16 protein-coding genes are annotated in these 18,455 nt (G+C 62.1%); 10 read left to right on the top strand and 6 right to left on the bottom strand.

Annotated features, from left to right (window positions below):
• The first annotated feature begins 35 nt into the window (after positions 1-35).
• From L0U82_RS31340 to L0U82_RS31325, 4 genes are all read left to right on the top strand, one after another.
• Entirely contained in the window at positions 36-1,382 is a 1,347-nt protein-coding gene (locus L0U82_RS31340) for an MFS transporter (RefSeq protein ID WP_233837098.1), read from the top strand.
• Between the two features lie 44 nt (positions 1,383-1,426).
• On the top strand, positions 1,427-2,419 hold the full coding sequence (locus L0U82_RS31335) for an ABC transporter substrate-binding protein (RefSeq protein ID WP_233837097.1): 993 nt from the start codon (positions 1,427-1,429) through the stop codon (positions 2,417-2,419).
• A gap of 100 nt (positions 2,420-2,519) precedes the next feature.
• Positions 2,520-3,590: a porin gene (locus tag L0U82_RS31330; protein WP_233837096.1), complete on the top strand. Its 1,071-nt coding sequence runs from the start codon at positions 2,520-2,522 to the stop codon at positions 3,588-3,590.
• A gap of 108 nt (positions 3,591-3,698) precedes the next feature.
• Positions 3,699-4,289, top strand: coding sequence for a MarR family winged helix-turn-helix transcriptional regulator (locus tag L0U82_RS31325; RefSeq protein ID WP_233837094.1), 591 nt, complete (start codon positions 3,699-3,701; stop codon positions 4,287-4,289).
• A 63-nt stretch (positions 4,290-4,352) separates the two neighbouring features.
• Here the strand turns inward: L0U82_RS31325 and L0U82_RS31320 are convergent, their stop codons facing one another.
• Positions 4,353-5,528 carry a Gfo/Idh/MocA family protein gene (locus L0U82_RS31320; RefSeq protein WP_233837092.1) on the bottom strand — a complete coding sequence of 392 codons (1,176 nt, stop codon included), beginning with the start codon at positions 5,526-5,528 and terminating at the stop codon, positions 4,353-4,355.
• Positions 5,529-5,542: 14 nt separating this feature from the next.
• Positions 5,543-6,877 (bottom strand): Rieske 2Fe-2S domain-containing protein, encoded by a 1,335-nt coding sequence (locus L0U82_RS31315; protein ID WP_233837090.1) that lies wholly within the window; start codon positions 6,875-6,877, stop codon positions 5,543-5,545.
• Between the two features lie 379 nt (positions 6,878-7,256).
• Here L0U82_RS31315 and L0U82_RS31310 point away from each other — a divergent pair, with 379 nt between their 5' ends.
• The 5 genes from L0U82_RS31310 (at position 7,257) to L0U82_RS31290 (ending at position 12,705) form a co-directional block, all read left to right on the top strand.
• Positions 7,257-7,457 carry a hypothetical protein gene (locus L0U82_RS31310; protein ID WP_233837088.1) on the top strand — a complete coding sequence of 67 codons (201 nt, stop codon included), beginning with the start codon at positions 7,257-7,259 and terminating at the stop codon, positions 7,455-7,457.
• A gap of 179 nt (positions 7,458-7,636) precedes the next feature.
• Positions 7,637-7,810, top strand: a complete 174-nt coding sequence (locus tag L0U82_RS31305) for a hypothetical protein (RefSeq protein ID WP_233837086.1) — start codon at positions 7,637-7,639, stop codon at positions 7,808-7,810.
• An 887-nt stretch (positions 7,811-8,697) separates the two neighbouring features.
• On the top strand, positions 8,698-9,840 hold the full coding sequence (locus L0U82_RS31300; RefSeq protein WP_233837084.1) for a porin: 1,143 nt from the start codon (positions 8,698-8,700) through the stop codon (positions 9,838-9,840).
• A gap of 402 nt (positions 9,841-10,242) precedes the next feature.
• Entirely contained in the window at positions 10,243-10,623 is a 381-nt protein-coding gene (locus tag L0U82_RS31295; protein WP_233837082.1) for a transposase, read from the top strand.
• Positions 10,624-11,070: 447 nt separating this feature from the next.
• Positions 11,071-12,705 (top strand): acyl-CoA synthetase, encoded by a 1,635-nt coding sequence (locus L0U82_RS31290; protein WP_233837080.1) that lies wholly within the window; start codon positions 11,071-11,073, stop codon positions 12,703-12,705.
• Positions 12,706-12,780: 75 nt separating this feature from the next.
• Here the strand turns inward: L0U82_RS31290 and L0U82_RS31285 are convergent, their stop codons facing one another.
• Complete coding sequence (locus L0U82_RS31285; RefSeq protein WP_233837078.1) at positions 12,781-13,416, bottom strand: LysE family translocator; 636 nt, start codon at positions 13,414-13,416, stop codon at positions 12,781-12,783.
• A 487-nt stretch (positions 13,417-13,903) separates the two neighbouring features.
• Between L0U82_RS31285 and L0U82_RS31280 the strand changes: the two genes are divergently transcribed.
• Positions 13,904-14,170, top strand: a complete 267-nt coding sequence (locus L0U82_RS31280; RefSeq protein WP_233837076.1) for an H-NS family nucleoid-associated regulatory protein — start codon at positions 13,904-13,906, stop codon at positions 14,168-14,170.
• Positions 14,171-14,188: 18 nt separating this feature from the next.
• Here the strand turns inward: L0U82_RS31280 and L0U82_RS31275 are convergent, their stop codons facing one another.
• From L0U82_RS31275 to L0U82_RS31265, 3 genes are all read right to left on the bottom strand, one after another.
• Complete coding sequence (locus L0U82_RS31275) at positions 14,189-15,424, bottom strand: alpha-hydroxy acid oxidase (protein WP_233837075.1); 1,236 nt, start codon at positions 15,422-15,424, stop codon at positions 14,189-14,191.
• 95 nt (positions 15,425-15,519) lie between these two features.
• Entirely contained in the window at positions 15,520-17,067 is a 1,548-nt protein-coding gene (locus L0U82_RS31270; protein ID WP_233837074.1) for a UxaA family hydrolase, read from the bottom strand.
• A gap of 33 nt (positions 17,068-17,100) precedes the next feature.
• A complete protein-coding gene (locus L0U82_RS31265) occupies positions 17,101-18,390 on the bottom strand; it encodes an MFS transporter (protein ID WP_233837073.1) in 1,290 nt (429 codons plus the stop codon).
• Positions 18,391-18,455: the final 65 nt, after the last annotated feature.

Here is an 18,455-nt window from a genome sequence, read left to right as displayed (position 1 = left end):
GCCACAACATCAGCGAAACACGGAGAGACTTGGAAATGGCAGATTCAGCGTTGCGCTACGGGGAGACATCCGGTCTTCCCATAGCGGATTCGGCAGTCGTGGAGGGGACGTATCGCAAGGTCACGCTCAGGTTGATGACCTTCCTGTTCTTTTGCTGGGTACTGAACTACCTCGATCGCGTCAACGTCAGCTTCGCGCAGTTGCAGCTGAAGCATGACCTTGGCTTGAGCGACGCCGCGTATGGCCTTGGCGTGAGTCTGTTTTTTATCGGCTACATCCTGCTCGAAGTGCCGAGCACGTTGCTGCTCAGACGCATCGGCGCACGCAAAACGGTGACGCGAATCATGGTGCTGTGGGGCGCGATTTCGACGGCGATGGCCTTCATGACGGCGCCGTGGCAGTTCTATCTCGCGCGCACGCTGCTCGGCGCGGCGGAGGCGGGATTCTGGCCGGGGATCATCCTGTACCTGTCGTACTGGTATCCGGCGAAACGCCGTGCGCGTATAACCTCGCGGTTTCTGCTTGCGATTGCGGCGGCGGGCATCATCGGCGGCCCACTGTCGGGATTCATCCTGCAGAACTTCATGGACGTCTGGGGCTTTCGCAACTGGCAGTGGCTGTTCTTTCTCGAAGGCCTGCCCGCGATCATTGCCGGTGTCGTCGCTTTCTTCTATCTGACCGATAAGCCCAAAGACGCGGCGTGGCTTACCGATGAACAGAAGCGCATCGTCGTGGACGCACTCGAAGAGGAAAACCGTCAGAAGCCGCACGATGCACCGAGCCGTCTGTTGACCGCGCTGCGCGATCCACGCGTGTACGTGATTGCCGCCGGCTGGGCGACGGTACCTATCTGCGGCACGATTCTCAACTACTGGACGCCGACCATCATCAAGCAGGCAGGGGTGTCCAACTTGCTGCAGATTGGCATGTTGTCGGCGCTGCCTTATATCGTCGGCGCGATTGCGATGCTGCTGATTGCACGTAGCTCCGACTTGCGGCTCGAACGCCGCTGGCATTTCGTGCTGTCGACGACCGCCGGCGCAAGCGGCGCCGTTCTGCTGACGATTCTCACTCACAACTGGCTGGCCGCAATCGCGTGCCTGAGCCTCGTGTCGGTCAGCTATTTCGCGGCGGCCGCAATCATCTGGACCATTCCGCCGACGTACCTCAAGGGCGAAGCAGCCGCCGGCGGCATCGGCGTTATCAGCAGTCTCGGACAGGTGGGCGCGTTCTTCGCACCGATCGTGCTCGGCTGGGTCAAGAGCGTCAGCGGCAGCTTCTCGGCGGGCATCCTGCTGGTCGCCGCGTTGGTTTTTATCGGCGGCATTGCGGTGTTTTTCGGTGTTCCGCGTGAGAACCGGACGCCGCAATCCAATACGTGATGGTGCGTGCCGAACAGAATTTCGACAATCAGACAGGAACAGGAATGAGCAAGCTTCAACTTTCGATCGCGGTGGGCAACTACGATCGCATGCGCCCGCTGATCGATGGGGATGTGCAGATCGATGGCGTGGATCCCGTGTTCATGCTGCAGGATCCCGAAGAGATCTTCTTTCGCGCGTTTCGTCACGCGGACTACGACATTTGCGAGCTTTCGCTGAGCAGCTATTCGGTGAAGACAGCGGCGGGCACGTCGCCGTATATCGCCGTGCCGGTTTTCCCGTCGCGTGCATTCCGGCATAGCTCGATCTACGTGCGTGCCGATCGCGGTATCGACCGGCCCGAAGATCTGAAAGGCAAGCGAATCGGCGTGCCCGAGTATCAGCTCACCGCCAACGTATGGGTGCGACTCTTTCTCGAAGAAGAGTATGGCGTGAAAGCCTCGGACATTCGCTGGGTGCGCGGCGGCTATGAAGATCCGACGCGGGTGGAAAAAATCGCGCTGAAGCTGCCCGAAGGTGTGGTGCTGGAAAACGCGCCGGAAGGGCAAACCATTTCGAACCTGCTGGCCGCGGGCGAGATCGATGGCGTTATCGGACCGCGTGCGCCGTCCTGTTTCGATCGCGGACATCCGCACGTCAAGTACCTGTTCGACGACCCGCAAAAGAGTGCGGCCGAATGGTATCAGCGCAGAAAGCTGTTTCCGATCATGCACACACTCGGGATCCGCAAGACTCTGGCCGAGCAGCATCCGTGGCTACCCGGCGCGATTACGAAGGCATTCGAACAATCGAAGGCCGTGGCGCTCGCCCGCTTGAGCGACACGTCGGCGACCAAGGTGACGCTGCCATTTATCGAAGACCAGTTGCGCAATGCACGGCGTCTGATGGGCAACGACTTCTGGTCGTACGGTTTCGCCGCCAATGAGGAAGTGATCGACCGCTTCCTCGCCCAACACTACGCGGAGGGACTGTCGAGCCGGCGCTTGCAGGCCGCCGAACTGTTCCATCCCGCGAGCCTCGAGAGCTTCAAGATCTGATTCGCGCGGCGGCCGTTCGCGGCCTCTGCGTGTTGTCCGGGCGACCTGCCGTCGCCTGGCGGATTGCCGTGTTCAATATAAAAAGGGCTTCAAAAGAGACATGAAAAGGAAGAGACATCTATTCCCGCACGCTTGCGGTGCGGTGTTGGCGCTCGGCTGCGGCGCGGCTCATGCGCAGAGTTCGGTCACGTTATACGGCATCGTCGATGCCGGTATCGAGTACGTGAATCGGGTGCCCCAGGGCAAGCAGACAGGTTCGGTGATTCGGCAACAGTCCGGCAATCTGGCCGGCTCGCGCTGGGGGCTGAAAGGCTCGGAGGATCTTGGCGGCGGTTATCGCGCGGTGTTCACACTCGAAGGCGGCTTCAACGTCAATAACGGTACGCTCGGGCAGAGCGGACGGTTGTTCGGCCGCAAGGCCTTCGTGGGTATCGCAACGCCATACGGCACGCTCACGCTCGGACGTCATCAGAATCTGCTGTACGAACTGATGTACAAATACGATCCGCTGACCTTCAACCCGAGCTATTCCGCGCAGAGCATGGATAGCCAGTTCGTCAACCGCGCGGACAATTCGGCGCGCTATGGTGTGCAGATCGGCGATGTGACGTTCGCGGCGTTGTACAGCAGTGGCTTCGATTCGACGATCCCGAACGGCGCGAACGTGCCCGGTGCGTCGAAGGTCGGCCGCGAGATGAGCGCGGCGGTTCTATACGATCGCGGACCGTTCAGTATCGGCCTGACTTACGATCAGTTGCAGGGCACCTCGATTGCGACGCAGAGCAATGCGCAGCAGCGCGCGTTGCTTGGTCTGTCGTACGAGATCGGGCCGGTCAAGGCTCTGGCGGGACTGCGCTGGCTCAATACGCGCAATACGGATGTGCCGCCGAGTTCGCTGCTCTACTGGGGCGGGGCGGTCTGGCATGTGAGCGCGCCGCTGTCCATTTCCGCGAGCGTTTATCACACGCAGTTTCGCGATCCGCATGGCGGTCCGACGATGGGCGTGGTGCTGGTCGACTACGCGTTGTCGAAAGCCACGGACCTATACGCGGAAGGCGCCTATGTGTCGAATCGTTCATGGTCCAATGTCGGCGTACGCGGCACCGGCGTTGATATCGAACCGGGCATGAACCAGGCGGGCGTCACGCTCGGCATCCGCCATACCTTCTGATCGGCCTGCCACGCATGAGCCACTGGTCACGTCGCCGGCTAGTGGCTCATGGCCCGGGTAAAGCGATATGATTGTCATCACTTCGGACATCATGGCGGCGAAAAAGGTATGGCAGCAGCACGTTCTTCAGGCAAAGCCGGAACTCCCAACGCGGATCCGATCCTGCGGCATTGGCGCGACGCGGTGCCGGACGATCGTCTTGCCCACCTGGTAAAAGATGCCGCGCGCGCGATGATTCGCGGTTTGCAGATGCGTCTCGCGCAACATGAAGTGTCGTTCGGCCACTGGGCCTATCTGCGGGTGCTGTGGGAAGCCGACGGCCTGACCCAGAAAGAACTCAGCGATGAAACCGGCACGACGACCCCCACCACCTTCAGTGCGGTATCGGCGATGGAAAAGCTCGGTTACGTCGAGCGCCGGTATGCGCCCGGCAACCGCAAGAACACCCACGTTTATCTGACGCCACGTGGCCGTAGCCTCAGGAACAAGCTCGTCCCGCTCGCGGAAGAGGTCAACGAAATAAGTGTCGGCGGATTGAAAGCAACCGAGATCAACGTCGCGCGTAAAGTGCTGCTGACGATCATCGAGAACATGGCGCGTGACGAAGCCGAATCGGACGACCCGGCGCACCGGATGCCATCGACCCGTGAAGTGGGCAACCTGATTGCGTCGCGCGGCGAGGAGTACGAGAACGGTTGATGCAACCGGCGCGCACACGAAAAAGCCCTCGCAAGCGAGGGCTTTTTCATTCGGCAGCCGGTTTCACAGCGACACGTCGGCACCGGTATCGCTCGACTTCAGGATCGCAAGGCAAATCTCCAGCGTGCCCTTCGCCCATTGTCCATCGTGAAGCGCGGGTCGTCCTTCGACAACGGCGCCATACAGCTCGTCGATCACCTCGGCGCGCGGCACGGCAGGGGGCGCAAGCGGCAGCGTGTCGCGCCGTTCATCGCCGTACACGACGATCGAGTCGGGCAGCGGCCGCACGTCCGCGCGCTCGCACGACACGATCACCGGACCGAAATGCTGATGCAGCCGCGCGGGTTCCTGCTCAGTGGACGCCGACGGTTTGTATGCCGAGCCGCCATAGGTGCCCGCCGCCTTCAGCTTTGCTTCGTCATCCGACGAGCCGAGCGTCGCTAGACGGCGGCGCGCGCTGCCATACGCGTCGGGGTTCGCGCGGTCGCCCATCTCGCCGATCCAGCCGGTCCACTCGTCGCTATTGAAGTGGCCATAGCCGTTGTACGACAGCGAAGCATACGCGCCGTTTTCAAACCAGATCAGCGCGGAATAGGCGCCTTCGGTCGGCCGCGACGGATCCCAGCGGCCGACGCTCGCGCGCAACCGGACCGCGCGCGAACCCGCAAGCAGACGCACGATATCGACCTGATGCGCGGCCTGGCTGAACACCGCGCCGCCGCCTTCGGCGGTCATCAGTTCTTCCGGGCGGCGCGGACGGTACAGGTAGTCGGTGTAATTGACCGCCTGAATCATCTTCACCGCGCCGAAGTCGCCGGCGGCGATCAGTTCACGCGTGCGCAGGTAAGGCGTATCGAAGCTATGGCAATGGCCGACGATCAGATGCACGTTCGCCGCGCGGCACGCGGCGATCATGCGATCGCAGTCGGCCGCACCGAGCGCCATCGGCTTTTCGACCAGCACGTGCTTACCTTTCGCCGCGGCGATCTCCGTGTGCCGTGCATGAAACTGATGCGGACTCGCAATGTAGATCACGTCCACGTCGGGATCGTCGGCGAGGTCCGGCACGTCCGTATAGGTGCGCGCGTTGAAATCGGCCGCGAACTGCCGGCGCGCTTCTTCGCGCGGATCGCAGGCGGCGACGAGTTCGATTCTGGGGTCGCGCAGGAAGGTCGGCAGCATCAGCGAGAACGCTCGCCCCAGTCCCGCTACTCCGATGCGCAAGCGGCGCTGTTCCATGGCCGTGCCTCCCGTTATTGCGAGACCTGGTAGTCGGTCGCGAGCACGGACGGCTGACCTTCGGGCTCCGGATGCTTCGCGCTGACATACCGTACCGCGTACGTGCGCCAGTCGATTTCCTTCGGCACGACCGACTGATACGAGCACACTTCCGGCGGAATGGCCTTCGAGCCGGTGCCGATCGCTTCGTCGTCGTGCTGGAATTCGGCGAGTGCATCGAGCATGCGGCGGCGGAATTCGACGATCGCGAGATCGCTCGCGCCAAGACGCTCGTCGGAGCGATTCGCGATCGGGCCCATCGTCACCCACATCGCGATGTCCTGATTCGGAAAGCCGGTGATGCCGGTGAAGTTGCCGGCCTTCATCGCCGATCGGTCCTGCCAGAAGCGGTTTTCGTGATTGCGCAGCGGACGATAGCGCTCGTCGAGATCGATGCCGACCTGCTGACGCAGGAACTTGCGCCACGTTTCGGTTTCCGGCGTGGTTTCCGCATCGCCCCATGCGATGAAGTAGAACGCCGTGTTGGTGTCGTCCATCGGCACGTTGATGTTCGCGACGTTGTACAGATTGTTCGGCGGAATCAGTACGGTTGCCGGTGCAACGAACACGGTGGAGCGCACGTAATCGTGCGTGGTTGCATTGAAGATCGGCCGGCGCAGCGCTGCGTAACGGAAGCCGTAGCCGGTGCGCTCGACCTGCAGACGCGGCGCTTTATCGGTGGACGGGCGCAGCCAGTTCTTCGAGGTGGCTTCGGCGCCGCCGACCCGCGCCGGCACGAAGTCCGATGAATGCAGGCTCGAGCTGTGCGCCGAATCGATCGCGCCTTCGAGGATCTGCGCCCAGTTGCACGGCAGAAGCGCCTTCGCGATGCTCACGCGGGTATCCGCGGTCGGTGCCCAGGCGGGCGGCGTGAACTCGGGCACCACCGCGTCCTGCGGACCCATGTACGCCCACACCATGCCGCCCCATTCGTGTGTCGCAAAGGCCTTGTGCTTGACCTTGTCGGTCATGCAGCTCGAGGCGGGCTCGGACACCATCTCGACCACATTGCCTTGCACGTCGAACTTCCAGCCGTGATACAGGCAGCGCAGTCCCTGATCTTCGTTGCGGCCATAAACCAGCGACGCGCGGCGATGCGGACAGTATTCGTCCATCACGCCGACGCGGCCCTCGGTATCACGAAACACGACCAGGTCCTCGCCGAATACGCGTGCCTTCACGGGCGCGCCGTCCGGTTCGCTCACTTCCTCGATCAGACACACCGGTGTCCAGTGGCGGCGCATCAGCTGTCCCATCGGGGCATCGCCTTCGATGCGGCACAGCAGCTCGTTTTCTTCGTGGGTCAGCATGTTCGTCTCCCGGCGATCCGTCGCCATCGTCAATAAGTGATGACCGATTATATTAGAGATCTAGCGAAAATAACAAGCGTGAATGCGAGCGGAGAGCGTAGGCGCGAGCAGCGCTTGCATGTGCGATGCGCAATTCGTCGGGGTTAGCGGGGTTGCGGGATTTGGGACGACTTCGGAAAACGCGACCTCAACGACGGTGGCGGAGATCGAGCCCGATCCGCGAGTTGTCCGTTAGCCGCCTTGCTTGGCGGGTCAGCGTACAGAGCAGATAGGGAGGTGGCGGTAGCCTCGTTTCCAGGCGGTACGGATTCGTGCCGCGACAGTGGCATGTCGTTTGCGACAGGTCGGCTCCCACACCATATTAATAACGAGAACCATCATGCAAACCGACCGCACCGCCGCCGAATTTGCCCAACCTCAAGGGTTGCCGGGCGCGCCTCTCGATGACGCCGACGACGATGCGCGGCGACCGCCGGTACGAGCGCTGGCGCGCGTGGTGTTCTGTTTTGCGTGGTTGTTCGGGCTGGAGGCGTTCCTGACGGCATCGCCCGACGATGCGCCGACGTTCGATCGATATTGAGGCATCGAGCGTTGCAAGTTTCGTTTCGACGCCACGCAATTTCTACAATCGGTTTCGCATGATGCGCAGCGTGGCTAGCGTGTGCGCCTGCGGCTATGTGTATTTGGCGATCAACATACGGGAATAGCCGTTGCGCGGATCCAATGGTGGGAGACCTTCCCATTCATCTGGACATCGCCATGCAAACCGATCCGACCATCGACCCGATCGCCGACCCCGCCAATCAGCCGCTCGACGAACCCGGCGAGCAGCCGCGCCCGTTGCCGGACACGCCGCCCGAAAGCGACCCGCTCGCACCGGGCTCGTCTCCCGAGGACGAAGAGGCGCTCAGACGCTCGCGGCCCTCGCCATAAGCCGGAATCCGCCGGAATCAGGGAAACTCCGCGTAAAAAATCTGCGAGCCGGGCCGTTAAATAAATACGGAAGGCTTTATTGCTGTATGCCATCCGCTTTCAGCGCGGGTTTTGTCACGCGGCGGCCGGCGCCGCAATTCACCTCCGGGCAACGCCCGCGCTGAAGGCTTCTTCGCGCACGCAGGTATCTCATAAAGGATTGGCGCGTGTGTAAGTCGAAAGGAAATCAGAAAGGCCGCCGATAGGGCGGCTTTTTATTGACGACTCGATTTCGATTAATAGCAGGCGGGAGCGTTGACCTGTGAGCCTGAGCGGGCTGTCGAGCGAAAAGCGTGATAGCAATTGCGCGAATAGGTAGCGTAATTTCCACAGGAATTAATTTCGCGTTGAAAGCACGGTCCCGATGCAGACAGCAGAAAGGACAGAACGAATTTTATTAAGTTCCCCGGCAATGTGAAAATAAATTGAATCAATCTGTAAGGGCATGCCATCAATCGCTTTATTTCTAAAAGTTGCTCGCTTTCATTTGCTAATTGATCCGTCCCGATTACGTCTGCGTTATGAAAATGCTGTTGCAAACGCGCAACTTTAAATATTGAGAGATTGCAAATTTCATTTAATTCGCGGTTGCAATCGCCCGCGTGATCTTGCAATAAATGTCGGAAAAACAACCACTTAGGGGCATCTCCTCGCAGATTGTTGCGAAATTCGAAAAATCCTGTTGTGTGATCTGCCGGCGCCCCGTATCAGGGTGTCCCCCTACACTCACGCTTCGTTTCAAGGGTGGCCGATCCAACCGGTTCGGTCAGCGGGGCGGCAGCGCATGCGAAGCATCGACTGTCGACGCAGGTCCCGCTTCCCTAAAAATTTTTCGAATTGGAGTTCCCATGAAAAAGAGTCTCATCGTCGTCGCGGCTGCCGCATCGTTCGCTTCCGTCGCTCACGCACAAAGCAGCGTGACCCTGTATGGTCTGCTGGACGCGGGCCTGACGTACACGAGCAACGTTGACCACAACTCCAAGTGGGCAGCAGGCAGCGGCGGCATCAACCAGAGCATGTTCGGCCTGCGTGGCTCGGAAGATCTCGGCAACGGCCTGAAGGCAATCTTCACGTTGGAAAGCGGCTTCAACATCAACAACGGCAAGTTCGCCAACAACAACGGCATGTTCAATCGCCAGGCATTCGTCGGCCTGTCGAGCGCGCAATTCGGTACGGTCACGCTGGGTCGCCAGTACGACGCATCGCAGGACTACCTCGCACCGCTGACCGCAACGGGCAGCTGGGGCGGCACGTACTTCGCGCACCCGTTCAACAACGACAACCTGAACACCAACGGCGGTCTGTCGGTTAACAACTCGATCAAGTACTCGAGCGCTAACTATGCTGGCTTCACGTTCGGCGGCACGTACGGCTTCTCGAACCAGGCTGGTGGCTTCGCCAACAACCGCCAGTACAGCCTGGGCGCTGCATACCAGTGGCAAGGCCTGCACCTCGGTGCTGCCTACGCCCAGCAGAACAACCCGGCTGCCAATGCTAGCGGCGCATCGGACGGCGTTCTGGCGAACACGTCGGGCGTGCTGACCGGCGACTTCCGTCAGCGTCAATTCGGCGCAGGCGCTTCGTACGGCTTCGGCCCGGCGCTGGTCGGCGTGGCATGGACGCAATCGCGCGTCGACAACCTGGTTGGCGCAGCACCGGGTCAGCGTCAAGGCCACACCAACAACTACGAAATCAACGGCAAGTACAACCTGACTCCGGCTCTCGGCCTGGGCATCGCGTACACGTTCACCGACGCACGCGGCTACGGCGTCAACGCTGACGGTAACGACATGAAGACCCGTTACCACCAGATCGGCGCACAGGCTGACTACTCGCTGTCGCGTCGCACCGACGTCTACGCTCAAGTCGTGTATCAGCACGCAATGGGCGACGGCGGCGTGGCTTCGATCTACAGCGGCGACAACACGGTTCCGACCTCGTCGTCGAAGAACCAGACTGCTGCTACGGTTGGTCTGCGTCACCGCTTCTAAGCTTCAGCAGAAGCCTCTGCAGGACAAAAAAGGTGCCGTTCGCGGCACCTTTTTTTATGCGCGCGGCAAACTACGCGAGACAAAGCGGCGTGCGAAGCGAAGTCGCCCGTGGAGTCCATATCAGATCTGCGCTTCGCGATAACGATTCGGAAAATCGCCCACGGACCGAGTGCAACGCCGGTCTGATTGTCGCGGCCCGGCGGCCCGGTGAGTCACCGATGCCGCGCCCGACACCTTGTCGAAACCCACGTTGCCCTATCGTGGGTTTAACAATTGATCATGCTTCGCTGACAAGAATTGACCTTTTCCCAGGCTCGCTTCGAGTAGTCTCGGGTTAATTGTCTTTATAAACACTATTTCGTCGGCGACGCGAGCGCGTGTTTTGCGCGTAGCGCTTTTTGCATGAACATCCTTTCCTCCGAATCCATCACGACCCGGCCGGTCATCGAGGAATTAACCGATGACCAATGGCAACGTATCGCGCCGCTGCTGCCTGAAACGCTGAATGACGGACCGCGCCGCGGGCGTCCGCCGATCGATATTCGCCGGGTACTCGACAGTGTGATGTGGGTGCTGCACACGCGCGCGCCGTGGAGCGCGATGCCCGATCACTACGTGCCGTATCAGACCGCGCATCGCTACTATCTGCGCTGGAAGAAGTCGGGCGTGCTGACCGCGATCCTGCTCGCGCTGTTCAAGTCCGATGAGGCTCTCGAAACGCGCGCGACGCGCAAGGGCGGTGTGCGCGTGAGCAGGGTTATCGGCGATTCGGTGGCGTCGTAACGCAAAGCTGCGGGCTATCCATACCAAGCTGTTCGTCGGATCACCTGCACGGCGGCTTTCTCCGATCGCGTCGGGCCTAACCCACACGACGCTACCAACCCCGTTTCCGCCCGAGCGCGCACGGACAGACGCTCGAAATCGAGCACTTCGATTCGATAATCAGGTGGTCCATTCATTGCGGCACGCGAACCACGCGTCGCCCTCCAGCAGCGCTGGCGCTAGACGACTCCCAACGCTTCCCAAGCGATAGAAGGCCCAGAAGCCATTCCGGCCCCACCCATTCGGACCTGGCCCGGGTGCGCAATGCGCTCTACTCTGTCATTTGAAAGCCAGCCGGTTCACGACGACAATGGTCAGGCTTCCCGTCAGAACGGCTTCGAATCAGAGAACAACCCAGAACGACCCAGAAAAATCATCGGCGCGGCCCGCGCCTCAGGAGACGACGCAATGACACTGCACATGTTCGACGAAGGTCTCGAGCGGCGCGAGGCCAACTATGTCCCGTTGACGCCGGTCGACTTCCTCGTGCGCGCCGCGCAGGTGTACGGCGATCGGCTCGCGGTCGTGCACGGAGCGATTCGCCGCACTTGGCGCGAGACCGACGAACGCGCGCGGCGGCTCGCGAGCGCGCTGCGCGACGCCGGTATCGGTCGCGGCGATACGGTCGCCGTTCTGCTGCCCAATATCCCGGCGATAGTCGAGGCGCACTTCGGCGTGCCGATGGCCGGCGCCGTACTGAATACGCTGAATACCCGGCTCGACATCGCGTCACTGCTGTTCATGCTGCGCCACGGCGAGGCGAAGGCGCTGATCGTCGATACCGAATACGGCGAGTTCGCGCATCGCGCGGCGCTCGAATTCGCGGACCTGCGCATCATCAGCGTGGCCGACGCGGGGCCCGCCGATGCCGCGCAATTCATCCGCGCGACCGATTACGAGCAGTTCCTGCAACGCGGCGACCCAGCCTTCGAATGGACGCAGCCGGCGGACGAATGGGATGCGATCGCGCTCAACTACACGTCCGGCACAACCGGCGATCCGAAAGGCGTGGTCTACCATCACCGCGGCGCGTATCTGAACGCCCTCAGCAATATTCTCGAATGGGACATGCCGAAGCATGCGGTCTACCTGTGGACGCTGCCGATGTTCCACTGCAACGGCTGGTGCTTTCCATGGACCGTGGCCGCGCGCGCAGGCGTGAACGTCTGCCTGCGCAAATTCGACGCGAGGACCGTGTTCGACCTGATTCGCCGCGAGCGCATTACGCACTATTGCGGCGCGCCGATCGTGCAGAACGCGCTCGCGAATGCGCCGGCCGAATGGCGCGAGGGCATTACGCATCGCGTGTCGACGATGGTCGCGGGCGCGGCGCCGCCGCCCGCGGTGATCGCGAAGATGAAGGAGATCGGCTTCGATCTGACGCACGTGTACGGGCTGACCGAAACCTACGGGCCGGCGGCCGTCTGCGCGAAACAGGACGCATGGGACGCGCTCGACGACGACGCCCGCGCCGATCTGACCGCGCGGCAGGGCGTGCGTTATCACCTGCAGGCGGCGGTCGCGGTGCTCGATCCGGATACGCTCGCGCCGGTGCCGGACGACGGCACGACGCTCGGCGAGATCATGTTTCGCGGCAATATCTGCATGAAGGGCTACCTGAAGAACGGGCGCGCGACGGAGGCGGCTTTCCGCGGCGGCTGGTTCCATACCGGCGATCTAGGCGTGCGCACGGCCGATGGCTATATCCGCATTCGTGACCGCAGCAAGGACATCATCATTTCGGGCGGCGAGAATATCTCGAGCATCGAGGTCGAGGACACGCTGTACCGGCATCCGGCGGTGTCGGTCGCGGCGGTGGTCGCGATGGCCGACCCGAAGTGGGGCGAGGTGCCGTGCGCGTTCATCGAGCTGAAGGAGGGCGCGCAGGCGACCGAGGAGGAAATCATCGCGCACTGCCGGCTATTTCTTGCTGGCTATAAATTGCCGAAGGCAGTGCGCTTTGGCGAATTGCCGAAAACCTCGACCGGAAAGATCCAGAAGTTCGAATTGCGGGCGCGCATCAAGGCGGAGCAGAACGGTTAGCGCGCACCGCCCGGCGCGAACGAGGCGCAAGCATGAGCGTACCCACGCACGCACCCAAGCACGCACGCGGTTCGGTTAGATCCCGACCTTGTGCGCATTCAGAATCAGTCGCAAGCCGAGCGCGGTCACCGCGCTCGCGGCGATCCGGTCGATCCACGCCTTCCAGCGCAGATAGACTTCGCGCGGACGTTTGCTCGAAAAGCACAGCGCAACGATCGTGTACCAGCCCGCTTCGATCGCGAAGATCGCCGGCGGCAGCGCGAAGTAGCACCACACCGGCGGATGCTGCGGCAGCAGCGCGGCGAAAATACTGCCGTAATAGACGGCCGTTTTCGGATTGCTGAGCTGCGTGCTCAGGCCGATCCAGAACGATTTGCGCGGATTGCCGCCGCCGGTCTGTTCCGCGTTGAACGCGAGCGGCTTTGCGGCGCCGCGCCAGATCTTCGACGCGAGATAAACGAGGTAGATGCCCCCGGCCACTTTCAGGCCGACATACAGCCATTCGACCGTCGCGAGCAGCGTATAGAGGCCGAGCAGCGCGATGCCGCTAAAGAACACGCCGCCGATGCCCATGCCGAGCGCCGTCGCGAGACCGTCGCCGCGCGACAGGCCGATCGCGTTGCGCGCGACGATCACGAAGCTCGGTCCTGGACTCATCGCGCCCAGCAAAAGCGCGGCGAGGATCGTGAGAATGGCGGTTGAGGCGGGCATTATCGGGTCTCCTGGAGGGGCGGCCGCCGATCAGATATCGACTGACGGGCCGTTGGCGGATCTTCTGATGAAGTATCGCATTGTCCGCCAATCGCACCGCCGAAGCCACGAATACTGAAAAGTCGTAGGCCCCTCGCAATAAGTGCTATTTGAAAAAATCCGTTGCTGCGGACGGAAGAATTTGAGTGCTAGAATGCCCGTCCATACGCTGAAGCTCCCTCGGAACGATGAGGCGAGGCACGGGCGCAATTCGAACGGTTTGCTGGCGAATTCGCCTGATTCTGGCGCCCCGCTCAGGGCGCTTTAATTCAGGACGCTTTAATTCAGGATTTAACAGGCATGATTTCCCGGTGCGGCTGGTGCGCATCGAGAGCGATGCCGTGCATTCGGATTGCCTCCGCTCTCTCTGAATTACGCATCGGCTTCGCGTCGTTTTGCGAAATCCCTGTTTGTCTAACGCCAGTACCGGCTGCGATACCCCTACGTTATGAAAGAGCGACAAGGACAACAACGGCTGTTCGAATACGATGAGAATGTGCGCGAGCGCATGATCGTATGGATCCGCGGCCGCATGGACGACTACGGCATTACGATCGAAGCGCTCGCCGAATCGCTCGAAGCCGATGCGAACGCGGTGCGCGCGGTCATGTACCGCGACGCCTTTGGCAATACGTGGGATGGCTACGGCGATAAGCCGGCCTGGCTCGCGCGCGCGATCAACGCCGGACAGAGCATCGATCATTTCCGCTGCTAGTTCTGGTTTCTGGTTGCGTTACACGAACGAACGTGGCTCGTGCGCGGCTTGCGCGTCCGCATGCGATGGCGCGACGTGTCGCCCCAGCCAGCGCAGATAGCTGCGATCAAGCGCGGAAATATCGCTGCAACCGAGCAAACCCAGCGCTCGATCCACCTCTGTTTTCAGAATCTGAATCGCCCGCTCGGCGCCCGGCTGGCCGCCGGCGCTAAGACCATAGGTCGTCGCGCGGCCGAGCAGCACCGCATCGGCGCCCAAGGCCACCGCCTTCAGAATGTCGGAACCACGGCGAAAGCCACCGTCGAGCATCACGCACAGCTTGCCGCCGACGTGGTCGACGACTTCGGGCAGCACATCCATCGCGGACACCGCGCCATCGAGTTGCCGGCCGCCGTGGTTCGACAGCACGATGCCGTCCACACCGGCTTCCACCGCCTTCAACGCATCCGGCGCGCCGAGCACGCCTTTGACGATCAGCTTGTTCGGCCACAGGTCGCGCAGCCAGCGGATATCGTCCCACGACAGCGAAGGGTCCAGTTGCTGGCCCAACGTGATCGTCGCGCCCTTCACGCTGTTCTGCCCGGGCGGCAACAGGTCGCCCAGATTGGCGAAGCGAGGCATCCCGCTCGGCCACAATACATTGGACATCCAGCGCGGATGCCGTAGTACGTCGAATTTGTTGCGCCAGTCGAGCATCAACGGCTTGATGTAGTTGCGCAGATCCCATTCGCGCTTGCCGAACACCGCGCTGTCCGTCGTCACGACCAGCGCTTCGATGCCGGCGGCCTTCGCGCGTTGCGCAAGCTGTGCGAGGAATTCACGCGTGCGGTACATATAGACCTGCATCCATACGCGGCCGCCCGCGCGCCGCACGACGTCTTCCAGCGCGACCGTCGACACGTTGCTCAGCACGAACGGAATGCCGGCCGCCGCCGCGGCGCTGGCGAGCTTGACGTCGCCCTCGCGAAACATCAACCCGCTATAGCCGGTCGGGCCGATCATGAAAGGCGACGCGCTGCGCTGCCCCAACAACATCCGGCTCTGGTTGCGCTGCTCGACGTTCACCAGAGTGCGAGGCAGAAAGGCGATTTCGCCGAACACGTCGCGATTACGCCGCAGCGTTGCCTCGTCCTCGGAGCCGCCTTCGATGTACTCGAAACAGAAGTTCGGCAGCCGCCTGCGTGCCATTGCGCGCAGATCGTCGATGCTATGCGCGCGGCTCACGTCGCGGCCCGAATAAAGGCGGCGTTTCAATTCGAGTCTCCTATGCTGGTTTATTCGTGTATTCAGGTGGGTTGCGGCCACAACCTATGTCGGCGGCGTGCGTTGCCTGAGTTAGGTCACTTCAGTCAGGTCACCACGCCGACCTGCCACGGCACGAATTCGCTCTGTCCATAGCCATGCAGCTCGCTCTTCGTACGCGTGCCGGATGCGCAGTCGAGCATCATCCGGAAGATCGCTTCGCCGAGCTGATCGATACTGGCCGTGCCGTCGACGATGCCGCCGCAATTCAGATCGATGTCTTCTTCCTGGCGCTCCCACAACGCGGTGTTGGTGGCCAGCTTCAGCGACGGTGACGGCGCGCAGCCATACGCGGAACCGCGCCCGGTCGTGAAGCAGATCAGATTGGCGCCCGATGCGACCTGGCCCGTCGCCGACACCGGGTCGTACCCCGGCGAGTCCATGAACACGAAGCCCTTAGCATCGATCGGCTGCGCGTATTCGTAGACCTCCACCAGATTCGTCGTGCCTCCCTTGGCCACCGCGCCGAGCGATTTTTCGAGGATGGTCGTCAGGCCGCCCGCCTTGTTGCCCGCGGACGGATTGTTATCGAGCGCGCCGCCATTGCGTTCGCAGTAGTCCTGCCACCACGCGATCCGCGCGAGCAGTTTGTCGCCGACCGCCTGGCTGGCCGCGCGACGCGTCAGCAGATGCTCGGCGCCATAGATCTCCGGCGTCTCCGACAGAATCGCGGTGCCGCCATGCCGCACCAGCCGGTCGACCGCCGAGCCCAGCGCGGGATTCGCGGAAATGCCCGAATAGCCGTCCGAACCGCCGCATTGCAAGCCGACGCACAGATGCGAGGCCGGCACCGGCACACGCTCGACGCGGTTCGCATCGGCGAGCATCTCCTGCACCATCGCGATGCCGCGCTCGATCGTCTTGCGCGTGCCGCCGCTATCCTGGATCGTAAAGCTGCGCAGCTTCGCGCTGTTGCGGTTCAGTCCGCCTGCTTCGAGCACGCCGTCGATCTGGTTGGTCTCGCAGCCGAGCCCGACGAACAGCACCGACGCGAAGTTCGGATGCACCGCGTAACCCGCCAGCGTGCGGCGCAAAATTGCGATCCCTTCGCCCTGCGTGTCGATCCCGCAACCGAGCCCGTGCGTCAGCGCAACGACGCCGTCCACATTCGGAAAATCCGCCAGCGCCTCGGGATGTACGTCGCGCCTGAAGTGATCGGCGATGGCCCGCGCGACCGTGGCCGAACAGTTCACGCTGGTCAGCACGCTGATGTAATTGCGCGTGGCGATCCGTCCGTCGTCGCGGCGAATCCCCATGAAATACGCGGGTTCGTCGACGTAAGCGGTCGGATGCGTATCGACGCCGAACGCATGCTCACGCGAGAACTCGGACATCCCGAGGTTGTGAACGTGGACATGCTGGCCACGTTTGATCGCTTCGCGCGCGACGCCGATGATCTGGTTATAGCGCTTGACCGGCTCGCCCTTCGCGATGTCGCGCGTCGCCACCTTATGCCCGGGCGGAATCAGACCGCTGACGACGAGTTGTTCCGCGTCGATGCGCGTGCCCGGCAGAAGCTGCCGGGTCGCGATGATCACATCGTCGCCGGGATGCAGGCGGATCACCACGGGCGCGGCGCTAGTTTGAGTCGACATGACAAGGCCTCGAAAACGGGATGAAGCGTTGGATCAGATGGTGGAGCCCGCGCCGCCAGGCACGCTCGGGCTTTCCGCTTCGAGCGACAGCGGCTCGATGCGGCCGACGATCACAAGATAGCTGAATGCGCCGAGAAAGCAGAAGCCTCCGGCGACGACCAGCGGAATCGTGAACGAACCCTTGGTCATCGCGACCATTACGCCGGTGAACGTCGTGATCACGATACCGGCCAGGTTGGACGCGAAATTCTGGATGCCGCCGATCGACGCGACATGGCGCGGCGTCGGCGCGACGTCGCAGGGCAGCGACCAGATGCTGGCCGCGGCGAACGCGAGACTGCCGTACGCGATGCCGAAGAACGCGAGCATCAGATAAGTATTCGACGTGAACGCCGACAGCGTGATCACCGACGACAACAGCATGCCGCCAACCATGCAGGTCTTGCGCGCCGCGGTCAGACTCCAACCGCGCCGGAATAGCGCATCCGACACATAGCCGCCGAGCCAGCCGCCGGGAATCGCGATCAAAGCCGGAATCATGCCGAGCGTGCCGAGCGATTTCAGCGAGAAGCCGCGCGTCTGCACCAGATAGCTCGGGAACCACGTGATGAAGAAATAGATCACGAAGTTCAGGCAGAAGAAGCCGAGCATCATGCCCCACAGCGTGCGGTGGCGAAACAGCGACGCCCACGTCACTTTGCTGTGTTCATGGTCGGTGTTTTGAACCACCGGCGCAGCGTCTTCCGCGCCGCTCATATCGGCGTGCGCGGGGCTGCGGTAGATCACGAACCAGCCGGCGATCCATACCGCGCCGAGCAGGCCGGTCAGGATGAACGCCGCTTTCCAGCCAAGCGTGCCGATGATCAGCGCGACCACCGGAATCGACAGCGCGGAGCCGACCCGCGAGCCGCTATCGAAGATGCTCGTCGCGATCGCGCGTTCCTGGGGCCGGAACCATTGGCTCACGAGCTTCGTACACGACGGATAGGCACCCGCCTCGCCGACGCCCAGCAGCAAGCGGCAGCCGAACATGCCGGCGACACTGCTCGTCAGCGCGGTTGCGGCCGTAAACACCGACCACCAGCCGACCGCCAGCGGCAACGCAATGCGCGCGCCGACGCGATCGACGAACCAGCCGAACGGCATCTGCATCAACGCATAGGTCCAGAAGAAGCCGCTCAGGATGAAGCCCATCTCGGCGGGTCCGATGCCGAGCGCTTTTTCGATTTCAGGTGCGGCGACCGCGAGATTCGCGCGATCGATGTAGTTCACGGCGATGGCCAGAAAGCACAGCAGGATCACCACCCAACGCATTTTTCTCATCAACTGTCTCCTCCGATACGGGCATCTATTGTGTTTAATGACTCGTCCGCCACGATGCCTGTCAG

It is taken from the genome of Paraburkholderia sp. ZP32-5, from assembly GCF_021390495.1.
Lineage (GTDB): Bacteria > Pseudomonadota > Gammaproteobacteria > Burkholderiales > Burkholderiaceae > Paraburkholderia.
The sequence above is the reverse complement of the archived record's forward strand: the minus strand, read 5'-3'. Positions and strand labels throughout refer to the sequence as shown.

What these genes read in the sequence shown, in the direction of transcription:
- L0U82_RS31295 (WP_233837082.1), top strand. Translation starts at nt 10,243, where the DNA reads ATGAACATCCTTTCCTCCGAATCCATCACGACCCGGCCGGTCATCGAG.
- L0U82_RS31340 (WP_233837098.1), top strand. Translation starts at nt 36, where the DNA reads ATGGCAGATTCAGCGTTGCGCTACGGGGAGACATCCGGTCTTCCCATA.
- L0U82_RS31280 (WP_233837076.1), top strand. Translation starts at nt 13,904, where the DNA reads ATGAAAGAGCGACAAGGACAACAACGGCTGTTCGAATACGATGAGAAT.
- L0U82_RS31315 (WP_233837090.1), bottom strand. Translation starts at nt 6,877, where the DNA reads ATGCTGACCCACGAAGAAAACGAGCTGCTGTGCCGCATCGAAGGCGAT.
- L0U82_RS31300 (WP_233837084.1), top strand. Translation starts at nt 8,698, where the DNA reads ATGAAAAAGAGTCTCATCGTCGTCGCGGCTGCCGCATCGTTCGCTTCC.
- L0U82_RS31270 (WP_233837074.1), bottom strand. Translation starts at nt 17,067, where the DNA reads ATGTCGACTCAAACTAGCGCCGCGCCCGTGGTGATCCGCCTGCATCCC.
- L0U82_RS31335 (WP_233837097.1), top strand. Translation starts at nt 1,427, where the DNA reads ATGAGCAAGCTTCAACTTTCGATCGCGGTGGGCAACTACGATCGCATG.
- L0U82_RS31305 (WP_233837086.1), top strand. Translation starts at nt 7,637, where the DNA reads ATGCAAACCGATCCGACCATCGACCCGATCGCCGACCCCGCCAATCAG.
- L0U82_RS31310 (WP_233837088.1), top strand. Translation starts at nt 7,257, where the DNA reads ATGCAAACCGACCGCACCGCCGCCGAATTTGCCCAACCTCAAGGGTTG.
- L0U82_RS31265 (WP_233837073.1), bottom strand. Translation starts at nt 18,390, where the DNA reads ATGAGAAAAATGCGTTGGGTGGTGATCCTGCTGTGCTTTCTGGCCATC.
- L0U82_RS31290 (WP_233837080.1), top strand. Translation starts at nt 11,071, where the DNA reads ATGACACTGCACATGTTCGACGAAGGTCTCGAGCGGCGCGAGGCCAAC.
- L0U82_RS31325 (WP_233837094.1), top strand. Translation starts at nt 3,699, where the DNA reads ATGGCAGCAGCACGTTCTTCAGGCAAAGCCGGAACTCCCAACGCGGAT.
- L0U82_RS31285 (WP_233837078.1), bottom strand. Translation starts at nt 13,416, where the DNA reads ATGCCCGCCTCAACCGCCATTCTCACGATCCTCGCCGCGCTTTTGCTG.
- L0U82_RS31330 (WP_233837096.1), top strand. Translation starts at nt 2,520, where the DNA reads ATGAAAAGGAAGAGACATCTATTCCCGCACGCTTGCGGTGCGGTGTTG.
- L0U82_RS31320 (WP_233837092.1), bottom strand. Translation starts at nt 5,528, where the DNA reads ATGGAACAGCGCCGCTTGCGCATCGGAGTAGCGGGACTGGGGCGAGCG.